General features: G+C 63.0%; 20 protein-coding genes. 4 read left to right on the top strand and 16 right to left on the bottom strand.

Annotation, left to right across the window (positions count from 1 at the left end; all coding sequences use genetic code 11):
* Positions 1–3: 3 nt before the first annotated feature.
* The 4 genes from EZH22_RS12105 to EZH22_RS12090 form a co-directional block, all read right to left on the bottom strand.
* Complete coding sequence (locus EZH22_RS12105; RefSeq protein WP_203195854.1) at positions 4–276, bottom strand: VirB3 family type IV secretion system protein; 273 nt, start codon at positions 274–276, stop codon at positions 4–6.
* Positions 276–605 (bottom strand): TrbC/VirB2 family protein, encoded by a 330-nt coding sequence (locus EZH22_RS12100; protein ID WP_203195853.1) that lies wholly within the window; start codon positions 603–605, stop codon positions 276–278. Before EZH22_RS12100 ends, EZH22_RS12105 begins: the two co-directional genes overlap by 1 nt.
* Entirely contained in the window at positions 605–1,591 is a 987-nt protein-coding gene (gene trbB / locus EZH22_RS12095) for a P-type conjugative transfer ATPase TrbB (RefSeq protein ID WP_203195852.1), read from the bottom strand. Before trbB ends, EZH22_RS12100 begins: the two co-directional genes overlap by 1 nt.
* Positions 1,592–1,669: 78 nt before the next feature.
* Complete coding sequence (locus EZH22_RS12090; RefSeq protein ID WP_203195851.1) at positions 1,670–1,834, bottom strand: hypothetical protein; 165 nt, start codon at positions 1,832–1,834, stop codon at positions 1,670–1,672.
* Positions 1,835–1,939: 105 nt separating this feature from the next.
* Here EZH22_RS12090 and EZH22_RS12085 point away from each other — a divergent pair, with 105 nt between their 5' ends.
* From EZH22_RS12085 to EZH22_RS12075, 3 genes are all read left to right on the top strand, one after another.
* Entirely contained in the window at positions 1,940–2,650 is a 711-nt protein-coding gene (locus EZH22_RS12085) for a hypothetical protein (protein WP_203195850.1), read from the top strand.
* Positions 2,651–2,688: 38 nt separating this feature from the next.
* The gene (locus tag EZH22_RS12080; protein ID WP_203195849.1) at positions 2,689–3,891 is read left to right on the top strand and encodes a helix-turn-helix domain-containing protein; all 1,203 of its coding nucleotides are present in this window, start codon (positions 2,689–2,691) and stop codon (positions 3,889–3,891) included.
* Between the two features lie 278 nt (positions 3,892–4,169).
* Entirely contained in the window at positions 4,170–5,279 is a 1,110-nt protein-coding gene (locus tag EZH22_RS12075; protein ID WP_203195848.1) for a DUF3800 domain-containing protein, read from the top strand.
* Between the two features lie 118 nt (positions 5,280–5,397).
* On the opposite strand, the gene dgt is transcribed toward EZH22_RS12075, so the two are convergent.
* From dgt to EZH22_RS12035, 8 genes are all read right to left on the bottom strand, one after another.
* A complete protein-coding gene (dgt, locus tag EZH22_RS12070; RefSeq protein ID WP_203195847.1) occupies positions 5,398–6,795 on the bottom strand; it encodes a dGTP triphosphohydrolase in 1,398 nt (465 codons plus the stop codon).
* Between the two features lie 5 nt (positions 6,796–6,800).
* The gene (locus EZH22_RS12065) at positions 6,801–6,989 is read right to left on the bottom strand and encodes a hypothetical protein (protein ID WP_203195846.1); all 189 of its coding nucleotides are present in this window, start codon (positions 6,987–6,989) and stop codon (positions 6,801–6,803) included.
* A 96-nt stretch (positions 6,990–7,085) separates the two neighbouring features.
* Positions 7,086–8,486 carry a hypothetical protein gene (locus tag EZH22_RS12060; protein ID WP_203195845.1) on the bottom strand — a complete coding sequence of 467 codons (1,401 nt, stop codon included), beginning with the start codon at positions 8,484–8,486 and terminating at the stop codon, positions 7,086–7,088.
* A gap of 155 nt (positions 8,487–8,641) precedes the next feature.
* Positions 8,642–9,253, bottom strand: coding sequence for a nitroreductase family protein (locus tag EZH22_RS12055; RefSeq protein ID WP_203195844.1), 612 nt, complete (start codon positions 9,251–9,253; stop codon positions 8,642–8,644).
* Positions 9,254–9,293: 40 nt separating this feature from the next.
* A complete protein-coding gene (locus EZH22_RS12050) occupies positions 9,294–9,860 on the bottom strand; it encodes a 7-cyano-7-deazaguanine synthase (RefSeq protein WP_231711439.1) in 567 nt (188 codons plus the stop codon).
* 23 nt (positions 9,861–9,883) lie between these two features.
* Positions 9,884–11,077: a PfkB family carbohydrate kinase gene (locus EZH22_RS12045; RefSeq protein ID WP_203195842.1), complete on the bottom strand. Its 1,194-nt coding sequence runs from the start codon at positions 11,075–11,077 to the stop codon at positions 9,884–9,886.
* Positions 11,074–11,298, bottom strand: a complete 225-nt coding sequence (locus tag EZH22_RS12040; RefSeq protein ID WP_203195841.1) for a hypothetical protein — start codon at positions 11,296–11,298, stop codon at positions 11,074–11,076. The genes EZH22_RS12045 and EZH22_RS12040 overlap by 4 nt, the downstream gene beginning before the upstream one ends.
* A gap of 235 nt (positions 11,299–11,533) precedes the next feature.
* The gene (locus tag EZH22_RS12035; protein ID WP_203195840.1) at positions 11,534–12,349 is read right to left on the bottom strand and encodes an endonuclease III domain-containing protein; all 816 of its coding nucleotides are present in this window, start codon (positions 12,347–12,349) and stop codon (positions 11,534–11,536) included.
* A 28-nt stretch (positions 12,350–12,377) separates the two neighbouring features.
* Between EZH22_RS12035 and EZH22_RS32870 the strand changes: the two genes are divergently transcribed.
* The gene (locus EZH22_RS32870) at positions 12,378–12,740 is read left to right on the top strand and encodes a helix-turn-helix domain-containing protein (RefSeq protein WP_408647696.1); all 363 of its coding nucleotides are present in this window, start codon (positions 12,378–12,380) and stop codon (positions 12,738–12,740) included.
* Between the two features lie 179 nt (positions 12,741–12,919).
* Here the strand turns inward: EZH22_RS32870 and EZH22_RS12025 are convergent, their stop codons facing one another.
* From EZH22_RS12025 to EZH22_RS12010, 4 genes are all read right to left on the bottom strand, one after another.
* Positions 12,920–13,348, bottom strand: coding sequence for a CopG family transcriptional regulator (locus tag EZH22_RS12025; protein ID WP_203195838.1), 429 nt, complete (start codon positions 13,346–13,348; stop codon positions 12,920–12,922).
* A gap of 5 nt (positions 13,349–13,353) precedes the next feature.
* On the bottom strand, positions 13,354–15,333 hold the full coding sequence (locus EZH22_RS12020) for a conjugal transfer protein TraG (protein WP_203195837.1): 1,980 nt from the start codon (positions 15,331–15,333) through the stop codon (positions 13,354–13,356).
* Between the two features lie 23 nt (positions 15,334–15,356).
* Complete coding sequence (locus tag EZH22_RS12015) at positions 15,357–17,096, bottom strand: relaxase/mobilization nuclease domain-containing protein (RefSeq protein WP_203195836.1); 1,740 nt, start codon at positions 17,094–17,096, stop codon at positions 15,357–15,359.
* Positions 17,097–17,651: 555 nt separating this feature from the next.
* Entirely contained in the window at positions 17,652–18,740 is a 1,089-nt protein-coding gene (locus tag EZH22_RS12010) for an IS110 family RNA-guided transposase (RefSeq protein ID WP_203195835.1), read from the bottom strand.
* Positions 18,741–18,859 lie beyond the last annotated feature (119 nt).

Below are 18,859 nucleotides of genomic sequence, written 5' to 3'. Positions count from 1 at the left end.
CCCTCAGACCGACAGGTGGGAGGGGATGCGCAGATGCCGGCGCACCACGTCGACGAAGAGCGGATCCCGCTTGGCGGCCCAGACGGCGGCGAGGTGGCCAATCGCCCAGAGCGCGAGGCCCACGAGCCAGAGCCTCAAGCCCAGTCCGACGGCACCGGCGAGCGTGCCGTTGAAGATGGCGAGGGCCCGCGGCGCCCCGCCGAGCAGGATCGGCTCGCTGAGCGCCCGATGCGCCGGGACGCAGAAGCCCGGCACGTCGCCGGTGTCCCCGGCCATCAGACCAGCGCTCCGCCGCTGAAGGAGAAGAAAGAGAGGAAGAAGCTGGAAGCGGCGAAGGCGATGGAGAGGCCGAACACGATTTGGATCAGCCGGCGGAACCCGCCGGAGGTGTCGCCAAAGGCGAGAGCCAGGCCGGTCGAGATGATGATGATCACCGCGATGATCTTGGCGACGGGCCCCTGGATGGACTCCAGGATGGACTGCAAAGGGGTCTCCCAAGGCATCGAGGAGCCGGAGGCATGGGCGGCGGACACCGCGCAGGCGAAGGCGAGTGCAGAAGCACCAGCTCGCAGCAGGCGGCGATCAATGGAAGTGCGGATCGGCATCACAGGCAGGTTCCTTCGTCGGTCGGAGGGAAGGCGGGAGAGAGCCGGTAATCGCCGTCGGGGCCGAGGCCTTCGACGCGGGCGAGCTCGGTGAGCCGGCGCGCGGCACCGCGGCCGGACAACACAGCGATGAGGTTGATGGTCTCTGCGATCAGGGCACGCGGGACGGTGACGACGGCTTCCTGAATGAGCTGCTCCAGCCGTCGCAGGGCGCCCATGGCGCTGCCGGCATGGATGGTGCCGATGCCACCGGGATGGCCCGTGCCCCACGCCTTCAGGAGATCCAGGGCCTCGGCCCCACGCACCTCGCCGATGGGGATCCGATCAGGTCGCAGGCGGAGCGAGGAGCGCACGAGGTCGGAGAGCGAGGCGACTCCGTCCTTGGTGCGCATGGCCACGAGATTGGGCGCGGCGCACTGGAGCTCGCGGGTGTCCTCGATCAGGATGACCCGCTCGGAAGTCTTGGCCACTTCGGCCAGGAGGGCATTGGTGAGGGTGGTCTTGCCGGTGGAGGTGCCGCCGGCCACCAGGATGTTGGCGCAGGAGGCAACACAGTGACGGAGGACTTCGGCCTGCCCTGCCGACATGATGCCGGCGGCGACATAGTCGTCGAGGGTGAACACGGCGACGGCGGGCTTGCGGATGGCGAAGGTTGGTGCGGCGACGACAGGTGGGAGCAGGCCCTCGAACCGCTCTCCCGTTCCGGGCAGTTCGGCAGAGATCCGAGGCGCTCCGGCGTGGACCTCGATGCCGATGTGGTGTGCGACGAGGCGGATGATACGCTCACCATCGCCGGCACTTAGCCGCTCGCCTGTGGCGGCGAGCCCCTCGGACAGTCGGTCGACCCAGAGGTGCCCATCGGGGTTGAGCATGATCTCGACGACGGAAGGGTCTTCGAGAAGGCGGGAGATTACGGGCCCGAGAGCGGTGCGCAGCATGCGCGCGCCGCGCGTCAGGCTCTCCGAACTGTAAGCTGAAGCCGCCATTTCATCCCCGACTTGGCCGGGAGCGATGCAGGGGCTTCCCGGACGGGGATGATTAAAGAAGGGGGAATTGGGGGAGATTCAACAACAGAACACAGGCATCGCGGCGCGGCGTGCAAAGACAGGCAAAAGCGGGCGCCCTGCTTTGATGCCCTTGCCGGGCAATGTGGGCTGCCATTCTCCCGAAGAAAATTGCGAGCCGCTTTTGGGTTCACAAAGCAGCGTCGCGTTGCCAGCATCGCGCATGTTGTCCTCGCTCGAAATTTCCACATACGCAGGCACAGCGCACTTGCATTGCGCAATTTCTTGGGGCCTAATTCGGTCAAGACGCAAATGCATGGACTGGTTCGGATGATCGAATCGACAACGCTTCGCCTACTTCGCCTCACCCTGACGAAGGATTTCCTTCTGAGCCTTGAAGACGCCCTTCGGGCCGAAGCGATGAAGGCCCATGGGGTCGTCCGCGATCATTCAGGCTTGAAGGATCGGCGCCGCGCACGGGGGGCAGAAGGGCAACTGCGCTTCCGCATGATGGAAGAGCGTTTTGAGGAGATTTGCCAAGAATATGGTGGTCAGCTCCTGGACGGCGGGATCGTTCCAGATACCGACCTTAAGGTGTTTCAGCCGTTCTTCAGATTTGTGACTGGCAGTCAGGGCTTCATATTCGGTCTTGCCGCGATTCCGGAGCCGAATGCGCTTCCCCCGAAGAACAAGTCTCGCCTTGCGGGCGTGCGTGTGAACTATCACTTGCAACCTGGGCTTTTCGATACTGGTGCGCCGAAGGACGGCGACATTTTCGTCCTGCTGCTGGTCGCGCGCGACCGAGATAGAGCGGGCTTCATCGATGAGATGGCGATCGGCATTATTGATGCTCGCTATCAGAGCTTCGTTCTCTATGAGCCTCTCGGCAGGTTCATGAGCGGTCAGGACGACAAGCCGGCTCCCCCAGCTCCACCGCCGGAGCCCCCGACTTCAGGGGTAATCCTCAAGAAGGGCGTGGCACCTTATGTCCCTCCGGAGCTTCCGGAGGATGACGAAAAGAAGGATACGGGAACGAGGTAGCCTGCCCTCAGATTCGGGGACGGGGGGACGAGACGGACATGCGCGTAGGGACACCCGGATTTGTGCCGGCCCGGCTTGAAGAAGCCCGGGCCGCACGCCGTATTAAGACCCAGAAGGATCTCGCTGAACGGCTAAACGTCGCTGCGAGCACGGTGAGCCGTTGGCAGAAGGGTGAGATTGCGCCCGATGCCAACGCTCTGGCAGAAATCGCTGTAGCCTTTGGCGTCCGGCGAGAGTTTTTCCTGCGCCCCATTTGCGTGTCCGATCGGCCGATGTTTCATCGTGCACTTTCGAGCACGTACGTGCCCGACCTCAAATTTCAGAGGTCGCAGATGAGCTGGCTCCAGGAGGTCAGCTCTATCTTGCAGCACTATGTGGATTTTCCGCACGTCGATATACCTGATGTACTCGCTGGAGCCTCCTGGAGACAGCTGCGCACGGAGGATATCGAGCAGATTGCGCTTGAGCTGCGCCGCCACTGGAAACTCGGCGAAGGTCCGTGCGGAGATATCATCTCCCTGCTTGAGCGAGTCGGTGTCATTGTCGGCACGATTGAAATGGGCACGGCTCGGCTCGACGGACTTTGCAGCTGGTCCCCTGTCGACGGGCGCCCACATATTTTGCTCGCCACTGACAAGATGTCATTTCCTCGGCGTCAGATGGATGGAGCACATGAACTGGCGCATGCAGTATTGCATCAAAACGTCAGTGAAGATGAGTTCAATGACAGCCTGAAGGACATCGAGGCTCAGGCGTTTCGGCTCGCAAGCGCCTTCTTGATGCCTTCGACATCATACCCGTTGGAAGTGCGACGCCCCTCGCTGGCCAACCTTCTAAACCTGAAGGAGCGTTGGCGTGTATCCATCAAGGCGCAGATTCGTCGACTCGCAGACCTTCAAATTATACCTCGAGACTATGTGACGGATCTCTATAAGCTGCATTCTGCGCGCGGTTGGACGAAGGAAGAGCCTCTGGACAGAGAGTGGCCCCTCACGCAGCCACGGACTCTGAGGGAGGCCCTCAATCTGCTTGTGAATGCGGGAGGGCGTACCAAAGCAGACCTGTTGGCGGTCGAGTTCACGATGTCGCCAACCGATATCGAGCGGCTGACTGCATTGCCGTCTGGATGGTTCAAGGAGAAGGCTGGCGAGTTGGTGCAGTTGAAAAATGGCCACTCCCGTTCACGTGAGGCGCCCTCAGAGGCCGGTGTTGTCATTCCCTTCCCGCAGAAGCTTGGCTGAGGTGAAGTCTCCAAGGCCACATCGTGGCTAGCTGATTGCCTGCCTGGACGTGACGAATCTGTGGCCGCCAGGTCGCCGAGGCCCTGGCGGCAGCCTGTATGGAGGCCCTCCGCCTGAAGGCAACGTCAAGCATCGGCAAAAAGGCGAGCCCTTCGCTCGATGCAGCCGACCCTGGCGCTTCGCCCTAGGGCGTTCCGTTCAGCATTGTGGACAGATGGGTTGAGCGGAAGGCTCCATGAGTGGCGATCACGGACGTCGGTATGGTTTGGGAGCAAGAAATGATCGACGTTGACGACCTGCGCCGCGCGGACATCGCGCTACACGGCCTGACTGGCGTGGATGAGGTTTACACTCTCTACTACGACGAAACCGGCAACGACCGACGTCTCCACGTGCGGCCTGACGGCCTCAATGTGCAGAATCTGAAGACCTTCGTCCTGGGCGGCATTGGCCATCCTGGCCCTCCGCGTCCGATCGACCTGACCGATCTGCGCAAAACCATCCGCATGCAGCCGGCGACACCTGAAATGAAATTTAAGCACGTTGGCGAGGGCGACTTCCTGAAAGTGCTCGAAGAGCACAGAATCGCGACCTTCATCGACTGGCTATCAGCGCAGGAGCTATTCATACACTACACTGCCTTGGATCCCCTCTACTGGTCAGTGGTCGACATCGTCGACTCGATCATCGCCGAGGGCGATAAAGCACCCTTAGCCGCGTTCGCAGCTAACCTGAAGGATGACCTTTACAGAATTCTACGGCGCGACGAAGCCGGCCTGATCGATCTCTATCGCCGGTACGACTATCCCAATGTCGGCAGGGATCGCCGCAGGCCGTTCGTGGCTGAACTTCGGGCCCGGCTGGAAAAGGCCGAGCACCTCATGCCCGAGTTCAACTATCAAATGCTCAAGGGGACTCTGCAGCTCGGCGAGCGGCTCGATCGCCTCCCCTTCCTAGAGGACGAGGTGCCCAACGTCCTTATCGACCACTACGCTCATTTCTTCATCCAGCGGCTATGCCTACTGAAAAACGCCGCTCATGTTCTCGACGTCGAGCCCGAGATCGAAAAGCGCCTGGCGCAGCTGCCCTTCGTGTCCGCAGGGAGGCCGTTCACGAATCATCGCTTCGCCGTCTCGCACCACGAACCAGGTGTCCAGGTTTCCGATGTGGTGGTCGGGCTGATCGGTCGGCTCTTCACTTTCGTCAATCGGACCGAACTGTCCGATCTCCGGCGGATCCGTAAAGCGCTGTCGCAGCGACAAGCCCACGTCGTCAAGGGCTTGGCTGAGCTGGTCGACCGCTCGATCGCGGCCAGTCCAGCCTTCATCCACACCGTCGTGAGCCTGGAAGACCGGCGTCGCGCCGAATTCTTCCTAGATGGACGCTAACGCCACGGACGACCGCGCGCCTCGGCTTGGCAGGTCATTGAGAGCCTCCACCAGTTCATGCAGGGACGCTTGTCTTTGTCAATCCAGGCGATGACTAACATGACTGTTCGGAAGGCACTTAAATGGGCTTAAACATGCTCTCTGCGGCATCAGAGTTAAGACGGGCCCAGAACTCCATGGCATAACGATCTGTCATGCCGGCGACAAAATCGCATACAGTTCGAGCCTTTATCTTCTTGTTACCAGTTGCGTTCACGATTTCTCTTACATCGGGCGGCATCAGAAGGTCGCCCTTCTCGCTCATCAGCGCATCGAAGATGTCGGCTACCAAATCCGACCCGCGATATTCTCCCAGCTTGACGCGCGGAGAATAGATGGCGGCGGCAAAAGTGTACTGCTTGAGCACCTCCTTCCGGAGAGCCAACTTCGTCGGCAGTTTGACGGAACTCAGGGCTGGGCACTCCTTATGCACAGTGAGTTCGACGCCGGTTATGAAGTTATGGACGAGTTCCGACGACAGCTTTGTCCTGCTGTACCCGTCCTCGCCCAATTTCTTGGACGAAACATAGATTTCGGTGAACGAGCGGAGCAGGCGGTCCCTCTCGCTCTCGTCCTTGATCGCCTCGGCGCCGTTGTCGTCCTTTACAAATTCGGAGAATATATCGAGGAAGACGTCGAGTACATCGCTAACTGGGACGTTGTATCCCAATTGCTTTGAAACTGCCTTGGCTACAATGGTCAGGAGCTTGTCTTCGGATGCTAGAATCTCGGCCGGCGACAGGATGCCGACCTTCAAGCAATCCTCCAAATCATAGACCGAATAGGCGATGTCATCGGCTAGATCCATGATCGAACACTCGATCGTCTTAAACAACTCGTCCGGGTGCAGCCGATACCCATCGAGTATGGAGTGTTTTACCCTTCGAACAATGATCTTCTCGGACGCGTAATAACCTTTGACGAGATCGTCCTTGTCTGTTCGCGTGGCAGGGATCTCGCGGTCATATTTGAGCGCCGACGCAATCGTCCGGTGACAGAGATTGTATCCAGCGCGGTTGTCCCCACCGACCGGTTTGAGGTACCGCTTCTTCTTCTCTAGGCGGGTGACGATGCGCAACGTCTGTGCGTTGCCCTCGAACCCGCCGTATCGGAGCATAGCCTTGTCGAGGGCCTTCTCGCCGTTGTGGCCGAACGGCGGATGGCCGATGTCGTGGATCAGGCCCGCAGTAGCGCAAAGTCGACCGTCGACTCCCTTTCCTCCGAGGTCTTTCGCGTGGTCATGATTCAACCGCTCGGCAATGCCCTGTGCGATCTGCGCGACTTCAAGCGAATGCGTAAGGCGGTTACGAAAGAAATCCGATTCCCGGCTGGGAAAAACCTGCGTTTTTCCCTGGAGGCGTCGGAAACTCGCGCTGTGGATCACCCGACCATAATCGCGGGAGAACTCGTCCCGCCAGTCCTTTTCCTGGCCGTCCGGCCCATCCACTTCGCGCCGAAAATCCACATCGCGGTACATGGGGCTCACCGACCTCCGGCGACCTTGGCCTTGGCCCTCACCTGCGCCTTCGGAACGGCGGTCCCGTCCGCGGTAGCGTCAGCCTGGTCACTCGCCTGCTTCTCGCGCTCGCGACGGATACGCATCGCCTCCCGAAGCGTGCCGAGACGGCTCTTGGCGTTTTCTCTGGCTTCTATAACGGCAGCGAATGCCATAGTGGGTCCCTCCAGGTAAATGTTCCGAGTCGCCGAGGCGGGAGTTGTTTCCTCAAGCTGCCGTGGCAGCAAGGCCCGTCTTCTGAATTCGTTGAATTATCCCGTACCGAAACGCGTCGGGATCCCTGCCTTGCGTACCAAGTCGGCGATGTGGCTTGTCAAACCGACGGGGCCGTCGATGACGATGCCAGCCCCCGTGGGTAAATCGTTGACGAGCTTCCGTAGGACCTCAAGACCGTCCGCTGTCCGGAAGGTCACCCAATGACTAGCGTCGCCGGGAACGACAACCGAGGCCGAGGATCTGGTCCCGCCACGGTGCAACTGGACGAGCCACGCCTTGTGCCCGTCGAAGACCCATTCGAAACGCACGTCGCCAACGCGATTCCGAAGAAGCCTGTGGAGTGCCAAGACGGCGGCCTTTACATGGGGTGGCAAATCCGCGGGCTGCGCTGCGCCGAGCATGAGCTTGTCGCCCGTTCCCTTCACGCCTTCGATCACCACCGATCCGTCGGCGACCTCAATGGCTGCGCCGGACCAAGCGGCCGGGATCCCCGACTGGGAGAGGACGGACGCAACCGCCTTGTGCTCGGAATCCTCCTGCGACATTAAGAGGAACGGATCCTTCCACCCGCGGAAGGTGCTGAACTTCCCGGGCTGCTGCTCCGTCGGGCACGTCCGCAGCCAGATTTCGTTCGATCCCGTGGGTTCACCGAACGTAAATGGGGCCACGCGGCGCCCAATCACCGTAGTTCGAGGGACGGGCATACCGGCGGCATGGGCCACGAGCAATCCGTAGGCTTTGTCGCCGATCATCCGGGAGAAATCGTTCGGCCAGCGGGCATCGGCCAGCCGAGCCGGAAACGCTTCGGCCTCGCCCAACTCCCAGTACAAGACCGGTGTCTGCCTGTACCCGCGCGCCTTAGGGTGAAGGCTGAATTCGATCCGGCTCCTAGTCGCGAAATCGAAGTCGGGACTGGCTCCATAGACTGTCGAGAATACCGTCTCTGCCCAATCGCGCGGCAACGTAGCGAAGCCGCTCTTCTCAACGCCACGCGGGGTCGTATCCGGCCCGAACTCCACGATTTCGCCCATGGCGACTCCGGAGACGCCACCGTCCGAGACGTCAATTGTCTCGTTGGCGATCATGAAGAGACCTTCGGCGGACAAACGCGCCAATGCCGATAGGACGTCGTCGGTCGTTTGAAGCCCATAGATGAACTCACGACTCTGGGGGCGTTCCTCGTCAAAGCTGCGAACGTTCACCGAGCCTTCTGCGCTCTTCTGGAAGAGTGCGCGCACAGCATCCGCAGGGCTGGCGAAGCGGGAATTCGGAGACGCGTCGGCGAGTCGCGAGAATTGCTGAACCGGGCCTTTCGGCGAGGGAGCGAAGCTAACGAACTGCGCGACGTTGAACCGATCCGCCAACCGATCGAGAGAGACGTCCTTACGAAATGGGGACGCTCTTTCGCTGGCCGGAGAATTTCCGCTCGCGCCCATCAATCGCCTTCGCTATCGAATCAAATTGCCTCGTCGACATCCTTACCGAAGCAGGGTACCCGTCGCGACGACAAAGTTACAAGAATCCGAACGGATTTTCCATCGCGGACGAGACTCGTTCGGATTCCCGCCAAATTTCCGCAAGGCCGAAATTTTTATCCGCTCGATAACTGCAGCGCGCCGGCCGCGATCCAATCGCCTGTCAGGCCCGCGGCGTTCACGATGGCGTCGCCACGACGGCCGAGAATGACGGCGTTTACCGAAAGCGCGGTTGCGATGAGCGACAGGATCGCGCTCATCGCACCGGCATCGCGCCACATCAACGTCTCCCAGCCATCGTAGCAATCCGCGTAGAGCCGCCCGTCGGCGACGAGCTGGATCGTCGCGCCGCTGTCCGCACCGGTCAGTTCGTGCACGCTCCTACGGTTCAACTCCCGAGCCTCCGACAGGTCCGTCGGCGCGCGCAGAGCATGCGCCTCGCCGTCGTAGAGACCGCCAACGGTCAAACCGGCGCCGATCACGAGAAGGCGGAGCGTATGGAGGCCGCCGGCAGACGGGGCCGTTCGGCTCTCCCATTGCCCGAACCGTCCGTCCGGGCGACGCTCCCGCAACTGCGTCGAATGTCGCAAGAGTGCGGCCAGCTTCGGTTCGGGAAGATCGCCGCCCGTGCGCGACCGGCGCTGCCCAAGTACCTGGAAGAAGTCGCGGTCCGGCGCCTCGACTTGACGGGGCCAAGCGGTGACGATTGGCCAGTCGGGCAACGACATCCTGCGCTTCGTCCCGAGTAGCCGAGGCTCAGGTTCGCGGTCAGTAGGCATCGCCCGTCAACTCACTGGTGACCTCGTAGTGCTTCACGCATCCCCGGCATACGCCACAGGCTAGGTTTCCGATATGGCATGAATGCGCCCAGGCGAGGACCGACTGAGGGATCCCGGAGATCTTGATCAAAGCCGAGGTCGTCAGACCGATGGCAGGGGCCGTGACCCGAATGCCCCCTTCCTGCATATGCATCAAACAGTCGATCGAGTTGAAAAAGGAGAGCCTGCCGTCAGCATGGACCTCGTCGGAGGCAACCGATCCGACCATCAGCTCCGTCACCCCGATGGCTACCGCTCTCATGCCGACCAAGGTCAGCAGCAGCTGATTGCGAAACGGCCACCATTCCGGGGCGGGCGCTAGATCGAGCGCGTCGGTTCCCGCCATGTGCCCCGATCCCAAAGACGAGCAATCGACGGAGATGATCTCCTGCCGGATGCTCAGCAGCGACGCCACCTGACCCGCCGCAGCAATCTCCGCCTCGGCGGCGGCCTGGCCGTAATTGACGGTGAAGGCCACCTCCGGCCGCTTCCAGTAAGCCAGTGCAATCGAGTCCATCCCTCCCGAGAGCAGTATCCCTTTCATGGCAGAGCCCATACGGCGCGATAGATCGCCGAAACGAGATCGTCGGCCACTTGGCAGCCCGAGCCGATCGTCATCTTCATGTCCTCCGGTCGGATATTCTGGGCTAGCGCGACCACAGGCTTTCCGCGGGCTACTGCGTAGCCGATCTCGAAGATCGTCCCCGCATCGCCACCATTTAGCACGGCGAGCACCACGTCGCACCCGTCGAGACCGGCAAGATCGGCCTTGGCGACCTTGTGGGCCGGGCCGCGCCCCACGTCGTGCAGTGGCGAAAACACGTCGACGCCCATGTGCAGGAGCTGAGATCGGATTTCTTCGATCATCCAAAGCTCACCTAGATTGAAGAATGGGCCAGCAATGTAGATCCGCCCCTTGCCGGGTACGATCGGCCGATCGACGATCCGGCGGAGCTCGGCTTCCGGGGGGACGGCCAGCGACCGTGTCGATACGTAAAAACTGACGGACCGGGAAGCGAGGTCGGCCGCTTCCTCTGGGGACTTGTCCTCGATCGCCCAATGCAGCGTGAACGCTGCCGAGAAGACGTCCCCCGAGCCAATCTTCCAGACGCTGTCACTCCGGTAGGCGGGAATGACACCGCGCGACTTGCGGGTGGCTACGATGGCTCCTTTGCCGCCCTGCTTCAGGACGACGACCTCTGCCTCGTGATCCGAGATGAGAGCATCAATAATCTCGTCTGGGGCGGTCTTACTCGTCAGTCGGCTCGCTTCGAGACTGTTGAGAATCAGGGCTAATTGTTGCGCCGACGAGCCGTTACGATGGAACGGTTGGGGGGAGAAGGCCGACTGCGGATCGTAGACGGCGCGTCGGGCCGTGACCTTTGCGCTGCCTTCCATCATGCCGAACCTCAGCACGACGTCATCCTGCACCTCGAAGGAGGCGTGTTCCTCGATCAGCTCGCGCCGCGGAACGATACGCGGGTCGGCCAACGAATGCAGATAGTCGAACGATATCCCCAGCCCGGGGACCTTGGGTCCCGCGATGGCGAAACGATAGACGGCCGCCAGATTCGCGAAACCGTCCTCCAGACCCTCAGCTCGGTAGGTATGCAGCGCAACGTCCGAAACCGTACTCGCGATTACGGCCGCTGCGCGTCCACCCGATCCGTAAACGTCATCCCAGAACGGTTCGAGGCACCGCTCCGCATAGACGCCGCCTGCTACCGCAATCACTTGCGCTCAATCCTGACTACAACCGACCCACCCGAGCGCTGGATGACTTCGGCGGAATAGCTGTTGCCTTGGTCGATGCATGCGATGAGCGCTAAGTGACCGCGATGGGTCAGCGATCCCGCCGCCGAGCCGGCAAGCGTCCGGACTTCCAGCACGCGATGCGGCTGGACGCCGGTCAGCACGACGTCGAGGATGTCGCCGACGGACAAGGCGTTGACCACTGCAGGCTTGGGGCTGTTGATCGGCGCATCCTGAACAATGGCACAAGGATCGGTGCCGGTTCCGCCTGCTCCACCCCCACCTCCTGCTCCCAACGTACCCGATGACCCGACCGGGACAACATTGACGTTGTCGTTCCTGCTACCGCCGCTTCCCGACACAAGCCCCTCCACCGGTCATCGCCAAGCATGAAAACCTCCGGAGATTTATAGTGTCAACCCGCAAGGGTTGTCCCCGTCAGATTGCGAGCGATAGTTGCGTGGGCAATTGCGAGTGAGACTTCTCTAAACGCCTCCCGGCAGTGCGTCCGGGTAACTGCCGCATCGTGTTCCACATTACGGAATCCAGTATCGAAGGGGCAGTTCTGATTGCTCGGGCGAACCTCAGGTAGGCTGCCTCCAATGCGAGATAATGGCGCTCGGCTGTCAAATTGGGCTCGAAGATGCCCAGTGATCGTCCTGCCCTGTGAATGTGAACGTCGAGGATCGCCACCTCGTCACTCTGCCGTAAATTCCGAACAACCCACGAGGCCGTCTTCGGGCCTATGCCGCGCAGCGTCATGAGCTCGTCGCGCAATGCAGCGTCCGCGAGTGAACGATCAATCTCGGACAATGCCCGGAAGGCGGCCGTCACATAGCCGGCCTTTTGCTTGGCGAAGCGGTAGCGAACAATACGTCCGCCGACGGTGAGCGGCGTCGAGAGCGCTTCCATGACAGACTCGTGATCGGTCAATGCATCGGGCGATGCATGCAACGTTTCTCGGAGCCTCTCGTAGGCGGCCAGGCCGACCTCGGCCGGTATCCCATACCCACCGAGCATGCAGGCAAGTAGTTCCTCTTCGAGGGTATTTCCAAGGCGGTAGTGGTTGGGAGCGTCTAGCGCCCACATCCAAGCCTGGGCAGCCCAATAGGCCGGGGTCATCGGCGTGTCCGCCTCGCCCCAACGGAAATTCCACCCATCGACGATCTCGTCGGCGGCGGGCAGGTCCAGACTATGCAGTCGATCGCCCGATAAGGAAAGGATCCGCTGGCTTGATGTACCGGATGTATGCATATATTCATTCTATTATGCATTCGAGTATATGGCAATGAGTGAGCTTCTCTCTTCCGTCGAGGAACGACGTCTCAGAGCCGGACTGAGCCAGCGATCCGTGGCCCGGGCTATCGGGATTTCGCAGCCTCACTACAGCAAGGTCGTAGGCGGCTTGGTTCGCCTGCCAAAGGGACTTGAGGATCGGCTCGCGGCGTGGCTCGCGGCCCAGGAGCACGATCCGGTCGAGGGCCGAACGGGGGTCGGGATTGAGGCATCGAGGATCAGGGAGCTTGCAGCGTCCATCGAAGCGCAGCTCCGGGAGTTGAATCGCTTGCTAGGTGTGTCGAGTGGCGCTCGAAACAAGCGGGTCCCGTCGGCGACGCGGCGCAGGCCGGACAAGGCCATCAGCTGAGTGATAGCAATGAGACTGACTGCCAGCCTCTTCCCTCGTCGGGGTAAGTTGGGCGTCGACTATCGATAACGGCTCGCTGAAGCTATCTTCCACACAGCATAAGCTCTCGGCCTCCGCAGTCGCTCAATGTCAGCTCTCCGGCAAGGCGCGAACTTTCGCTCCTGGCGCGAGAGCCCCTCTTATGATCTCGAATCGCTCCCCTCCTCAGAAACCTCATGCGCCAGCGTCGGCCCCTTCGCGAGCCGCCGCCCCAGCGCCGCAACGAACGCCTCATACCGCTCCCCCGCCTTGGCTCGGGCCGCCTGGGCCGCGGGCTCCGGCAGCGCCGGCGTGGTGGCCAGCCAGAACCGCACGAACACTGCCAGCGTCTCGACAGAGATGCCGAGGTCCCGCTCCAGCCGGGCCATCCGTCGGTCCAACTGATCGAGGCGCTTGGCGATTGCAGCTTCCCGCTGTTCCGCGGCGTCCGACGACAGGAAGGACGCGATGGCCGCCTCGGCGATCAGGGACTGAGGCTGGCCGCGCCGCGCGGCATAGTCGGCCAGCAGCCCCATCGTCGCGGGATCAAGATAGACCGAGATCTGGGCCTTCTTCTTGCGCGGGGCCATCACCGTCACAGCTCCATGCCATCATTGGGATCGAGCGAGACCTGACGCGCGACGCCCTGCATGACGCCCGTCATACGACTGGTCCGGGCCACGTCGTCTTCAGTCTCATCGACCAGATCGATCTCGAACTCGTTCCGCGATGGGCGCGGCACCTCAACCGGCTCAACCCGCGCCAGCTCCGGCTGCTGGCGGTGTTCTGACCCGGTGGTGTCTTCATCGTCACCGCCCTCCACCATCAGGCTGAGCTGTGACGGCACGGGCAGAGGGAGGACGGTCCAGTCGTCGGGCAGGCGATCGCGAGGTGCCGAAAGCTCCGGTGGGTGCAGTACCCGCTCCTTGAACCGCCCATCCTCATAATAGCGCGCCTTCTTCGCCCGGATCGGCAGCGTGCCAGCCACCATGACGATCTCATCGGCGGGCGGGAGCTGCATCACCTCACCAGGGGTGAGCAGCGGGCGGGCTGTCTCCGAGCGGGAGACCATGAGGTGGCCAAGCCAGGGGGAGAGCCGGTGACCGGCATAGTTCTTCATCGCCTTCATCTCGGTGGCGGTGCCGAGGGCATCGGAGACGCGTTTGGCGGTGCGCTCGTCATTGGTGGCGAAGCTCACCCGCACATGGCAGTTGTCGAGGATGGAATTGTTCGGCCCGTAAGCCTTCTCGATCTGGTTCAGGGACTGGGCGATGAGGAAGCTCTTCAGCCCGTAGCCCGCCATGAAGGCAAGCGCCGACTCGAAGAAGTCGAGCCGTCCGAGCGCGGGGAACTCGTCCAGCATGAGGAGCAGCCGGTGACGGCCGGCCTTCGCGTGAAGGTCCTCGGTGAGGCGACGTCCCACCTGGTTGAGGATCAGCCGGATGAGTGGCTTGGTCCGGTTGATGTCCGAGGGCGGCACGACGAGGTAGAGGCTGGTCGGGCGGGTACCCGTCACCAAGTCGGTGATGCGCCAGTCGCAGCGTCGCGTCACCTCGGCCACCACGGGATCGCGGTAGAGCCCGAGGAAGGACATGGCAGTAGAGAGCACGCCGGAGCGCTCGTTTTCCGATTTGTTGAGAAGCTCGCGCGCGGCACTGGCGATGACAGGATGGGGCCCCGCCTCCCCCAGGTGCGCCGTCGTCATCATAGCGGCGAGGGTCGTCTCGATGGGCCGCCGGGGATCGGAAAGGAAGGCGGCGACACCGGCCAGGGTCTTGTCCCGCTCGGCATAGAGCACATGGAGGATGGCGCCCACGAGGAGGGCGTGGCTGGTCTTCTCCCAGTGGTTGCGCTTTTCCAGGGAGCCTTCCGGGTCCACCAGGATGTCGGCGATGTTCTGGACGTCGCGCACCTCCCATTCCCCGCGTCGGACCTCCAAAAGGGGATTGTAGGCGCAGGACCGCACATTGGTAGGGTCGAACAGCAGCACGCGCCCGTGCCTCGCCCGGAAACCGGCGGTGAGCTGCCAGTTCTCGCCCTTGATGTCATGGACGATGGCCGAGCCCGGCCAAGTGAGCAGCGAGGGGACGACGAGGCCGACGCCCTTGCCGGACCGGGTCGGGGCGAAGCACAGGACATGCTCCGGTCCGTCATGGCGCAGATAGTCCCCTCCGTGGCGACCCAGCACGACTCCGTCAGGACCGAGCAGCCCGGCTGCGCGGATCTCGTCCGGCTCGGCCCAGCGGGCAGAGCCATAGGTCTCGACGCGCCTTGCCTCCCGCGCCCGCCAAACCGAGAGGCCGATGGCGGCGGCGATGGACAGGAACCCGCCAGAGGCGGCGATGATCGCCCCCTCAACGAAGATGCCCGGCGCATAGGCGTCGTAGAAATACCACCACCAGAAGAAAGCGGGCGGAGGGTAGACGGCCCAGGGCCCCATCAGGAACCAGGGCGGTCCCAGTTGGTCCTGGAAGCCCAGCCGCCAGGCCACGACCTGCGTGGCGCCCCAGGTGGTGGCGAGCACGATGGCGAGGACAAGGAGGATCTGGCCCCAAAGGATCTTGGTCGCGGACATGCGGTGCTCCAGTGATTAGCAAGTTAGAGGCCGAGGCCCCGCTTGCGGCCGAAGGACCAGTCGATGCCGCCGTCTGAGCGGGCGACGCCGGAGATGTGCTTGCCGAGCTGCTTCTCGAGGGACGGCGTCCAGGGCACGAGCTGGAAGCCGAGGCCGTCGTCGATCATGGCGAAGCGGCCAGAGGCGAGCGCGAAGCGCTGGCGATAGGTGCCGGAGACATAGTGTCCCGATCCTGATCGGTTGAACGGCTGCCCGGTCTCGGTGGAGAGCTTCTCGCCCAGCGCGTCCACTTCCCGCCGGCGCAAAGTCTCGATCAGGTCCCGGGCGAAGGTGACACGCTGGCCATGGCGCTCGGCCAGCCCCTCCCGGACCAGTTGGTCCGAGCGACGCTCCATGGCCTCGCGCACCTCCGCGCCGAAGCCGCCGCCCGAGAGGGATGCCGGCGCTCGGGAAAGCGCCTGCCGGTCAAGCCAGGTGGCGCCCGAGGCCGTGACCTGGCGTTCGATGTCGAGGTCGGAGCGGACGGCCAGCGCGACCCGCTGCTGGCCCCGCCCATCTTCGAACCTCCGGAGCTCCACGATGGAGCCGGAAGCGCCGTCTCCAGCCGCATCGAGGTCTGACAGCCGGATGTGGTGGGTGCGGCCGTCGACGCCGTCCACGACAGCATAGGCGGTCCCCTTCAGCTCATCATCGAGACCTCGATCGACGAGACGGCCGATGACGGGAGCGTCCAAACTCTCGCCAGCGAGCACATAACTTGCGGTGCCCCGCTCGATGCCTTGGGCAGTGAGAGCCCGATGCATCCGCTTGATGATGTCGCCGCGCTCGCCGAGGGCCCGCAACGTCGCCTCGGCCTTCTCGCCGATGACCCATTGGCCGGGGCCGGTCTCATCAGCAAGGCCGAGGGCCTGGAGCTTGCGCAGTCGTCCAACCTTCATCGGCAGGAAAGCGTCCGGCCCGCCATCAGCATCGCGCGCCACGTCAATGATGCCGGCCTCGCGCTGGTCCCGAACCAACTGGCGATCGAGCTGGGTCCAGCCTTCCGCCTCGACCTGCCGCTCAACGGCGCGGTGGATGTCGAGGTCGGTGCGTGGCCCCAGTTCCTGGGTGACCAAGCCCCGCGCGCGGGCGCGCATGCCCTCCTTGATGTAGTCGCGGGAGATGACGAGGTCCTGGCCATCATCGGTCCGGCCCCGCATCAATATGTGCAGGTGGGGATTGTCCGTGTTCCAATGGTCGACGCCGATCCAATCCAGCTTCGTGCCGAGGTCCTTCTCCATTTGCCCCGCGAGGTCGCGGGCGAAGGACCTGAGGTCGGCCATGTCCGCTGCATCCTCGGGCGAGACGATGAAGCGGAAATGGTGCCTGTCGTCGGCGCACCGCTCGGCGAAGGCGCGGCCGTCCCCCTCCTCGGCGCTCGGCCCGAACAGGCGGGCCTTCTCCCCGTCCCGGGTCACGCCTTCCCGGCGCAGATAACTGAGGTGAGCCGAGAGCGGCACTGCCCGCGCCGTATGCCGAACCACGCGGGTCTTGATGACGACGACGCGCGAGCACCCGGTGAGGAACCGATTGGCGACGATGCTCGCCGCCCTGCCGCGGCCAAAGCGCGAGCGGACACCGGAGGAGATGCGTCCGGATCGGGAGACATGCCCACCGGCCTTCTGGGCTGCCGCGAGGGCCTGGGCGATGAAGGGGCGGGCGCGCTGGGTGCGGGTCGAGCGGATCCGGCCAGGCCGGATGCGGAAGTCGTGCTCATCGGGCATGGCGCGCCCCCGCAAGGTGCGAGAAGGCAAACGAGATCAGAGACTTGAGCGTTCGACGCACATTGCCGATCTGCGGCGCAATGTGTGTTTGGTCGCGAATTTCCCAATAGAAACAACCGCCCAACCGCAGCGCACCCTGCGCCCTTTTATCTCGCCCTCCTAATCGGTCGTATTTCCACTGCTCTTGCGGACATCGTCGCTCATCCTTCCTGATGCGAGAATATACTATGCTGTTCGCCACGGCACGCCTCCGCTCGCGGGCTTCAAGTTCCGATGCGCCTTGCACTCCTCCGCGCTCTGCGACGGGGTGTTCCGGCTGCACGTCGGCAGCGCTCGAACCGTCGCGGCGCACTTTTCCATCGGATTGACGGAGCATCGTCACAGGCAATCGAGCGCGGTCCGGCCGTCTTCCGATCGGCACGGCCGCAGGCAAGATAACGTGCGTTCCGTCGGTCCTGGTCTGCATCGGTCCTCATCCGCCGAGGGCGGATCTCCGTGTTCAGAATGACGTCCGTCAGTTGCGGGCGCGCTGCATGTCTCGTGTCAGCAAGTTGCTCATCGGTACGCTCCCAGGAGCTTGCGATCCTTGGTGTGCGCCCGCTGGGCGGCGTCGGCAGTGCTCGCTGCCGGATCGCCGAGATAGAAGGTGCCGTCGCTCCACATGGCGTGCATGATGACGGCGAGTTTGCGGGCCACGGCGACGCATGCTTTGCGGTGGCAGGAGCGCTTGGCGATCTCCTGGCCCCAGGCCTTCACCTTGTCCTTGCCCTTGAAGCGGGTCAGCAGTCCCGATGCCGCCTCGTAGAGCGCGCGGCGCACATCGGGGTCCCCAGCCTTTGAGATGCGCCCCTGCACGTCGATCGATGTGCCCGACTGCCATCGCCTGGACGTCAGCCCGAAATAGGCGGCAACGTCACGCGAGCGGCGGAAGCGGGACGGGTCGTCGATCGCCGTCATGAAGCTGAGCGCCGTCACCGGCCCGACGCCGGGGATCGCCATAAAGCGCCGGCACAGCTCGCTTTGCGCCACCAGCTTCACGACGAGATCGTGCAGCCGGCAATACTCCTTCCACAGCGCGGCGCGCGCCGACAGCATGGCGTCCATCAGTTCGCTGGACAGCGGATCTTCGGCCACGGCCTCCCTCACGGCCTGGTCGAACTTGCCGCGCGAGGTGCCACCGAGCTTGATCCCGAAACTCTTCAGCGAGTGGCGGATGGCGTTCTCGAGATCGAGGAACTTGCGCTTCAGGTTGCGTCGATGCGTCAGCAGCAGACGCATCCGGTAGCAGCCTTCCGTCTTCACATGAGCCTGGCGGAACCAGCCGGTGCGCATGATGTGGGCGATCCCGAGGGCGTCCGCTGCGTCGGTCTTGTTGCGCTGGGCCGACATTGCGGCACGCACATGCTGCGTCTCCAGGCAGATCGCCGGCAGGCCGAGCCTCTTGAGCTCGGGATGCAGCCAGGGCGACAGCGAGCCGGCCTCGTGGCCGACACGCTTCAACCGCCCAACGAAGGGCTTCAGCACCGCCAGCAATGCCTCCGGCTCGGTCGCCACCTTCACCGTCAGATGTACTTCACCGCGGTCATCGACGACGCACACCGCCGTCTCCTCGATGGCCACATCCAGCCCGCAAAAGAAGTCCATCACCCGCCTCCTGCGTTGCGTAACGCGGGAGATTTTACCGGGCGGCGAAGCTGTTGGTGGTGTGCTCTTCGGCAGGGAACCGTCCTGCCGATTACGGGCGGCAATCGATCGGTTGTTTC

Origin of the sequence: Xanthobacter dioxanivorans, assembly GCF_016807805.1 — a bacterium.
In the GTDB taxonomy this organism is placed as follows: Bacteria; Pseudomonadota; Alphaproteobacteria; order Rhizobiales; family Xanthobacteraceae; genus Xanthobacter; species Xanthobacter dioxanivorans.
The sequence above is the reverse complement of the archived record's forward strand: the minus strand, read 5'-3'. Positions and strand labels throughout refer to the sequence as shown.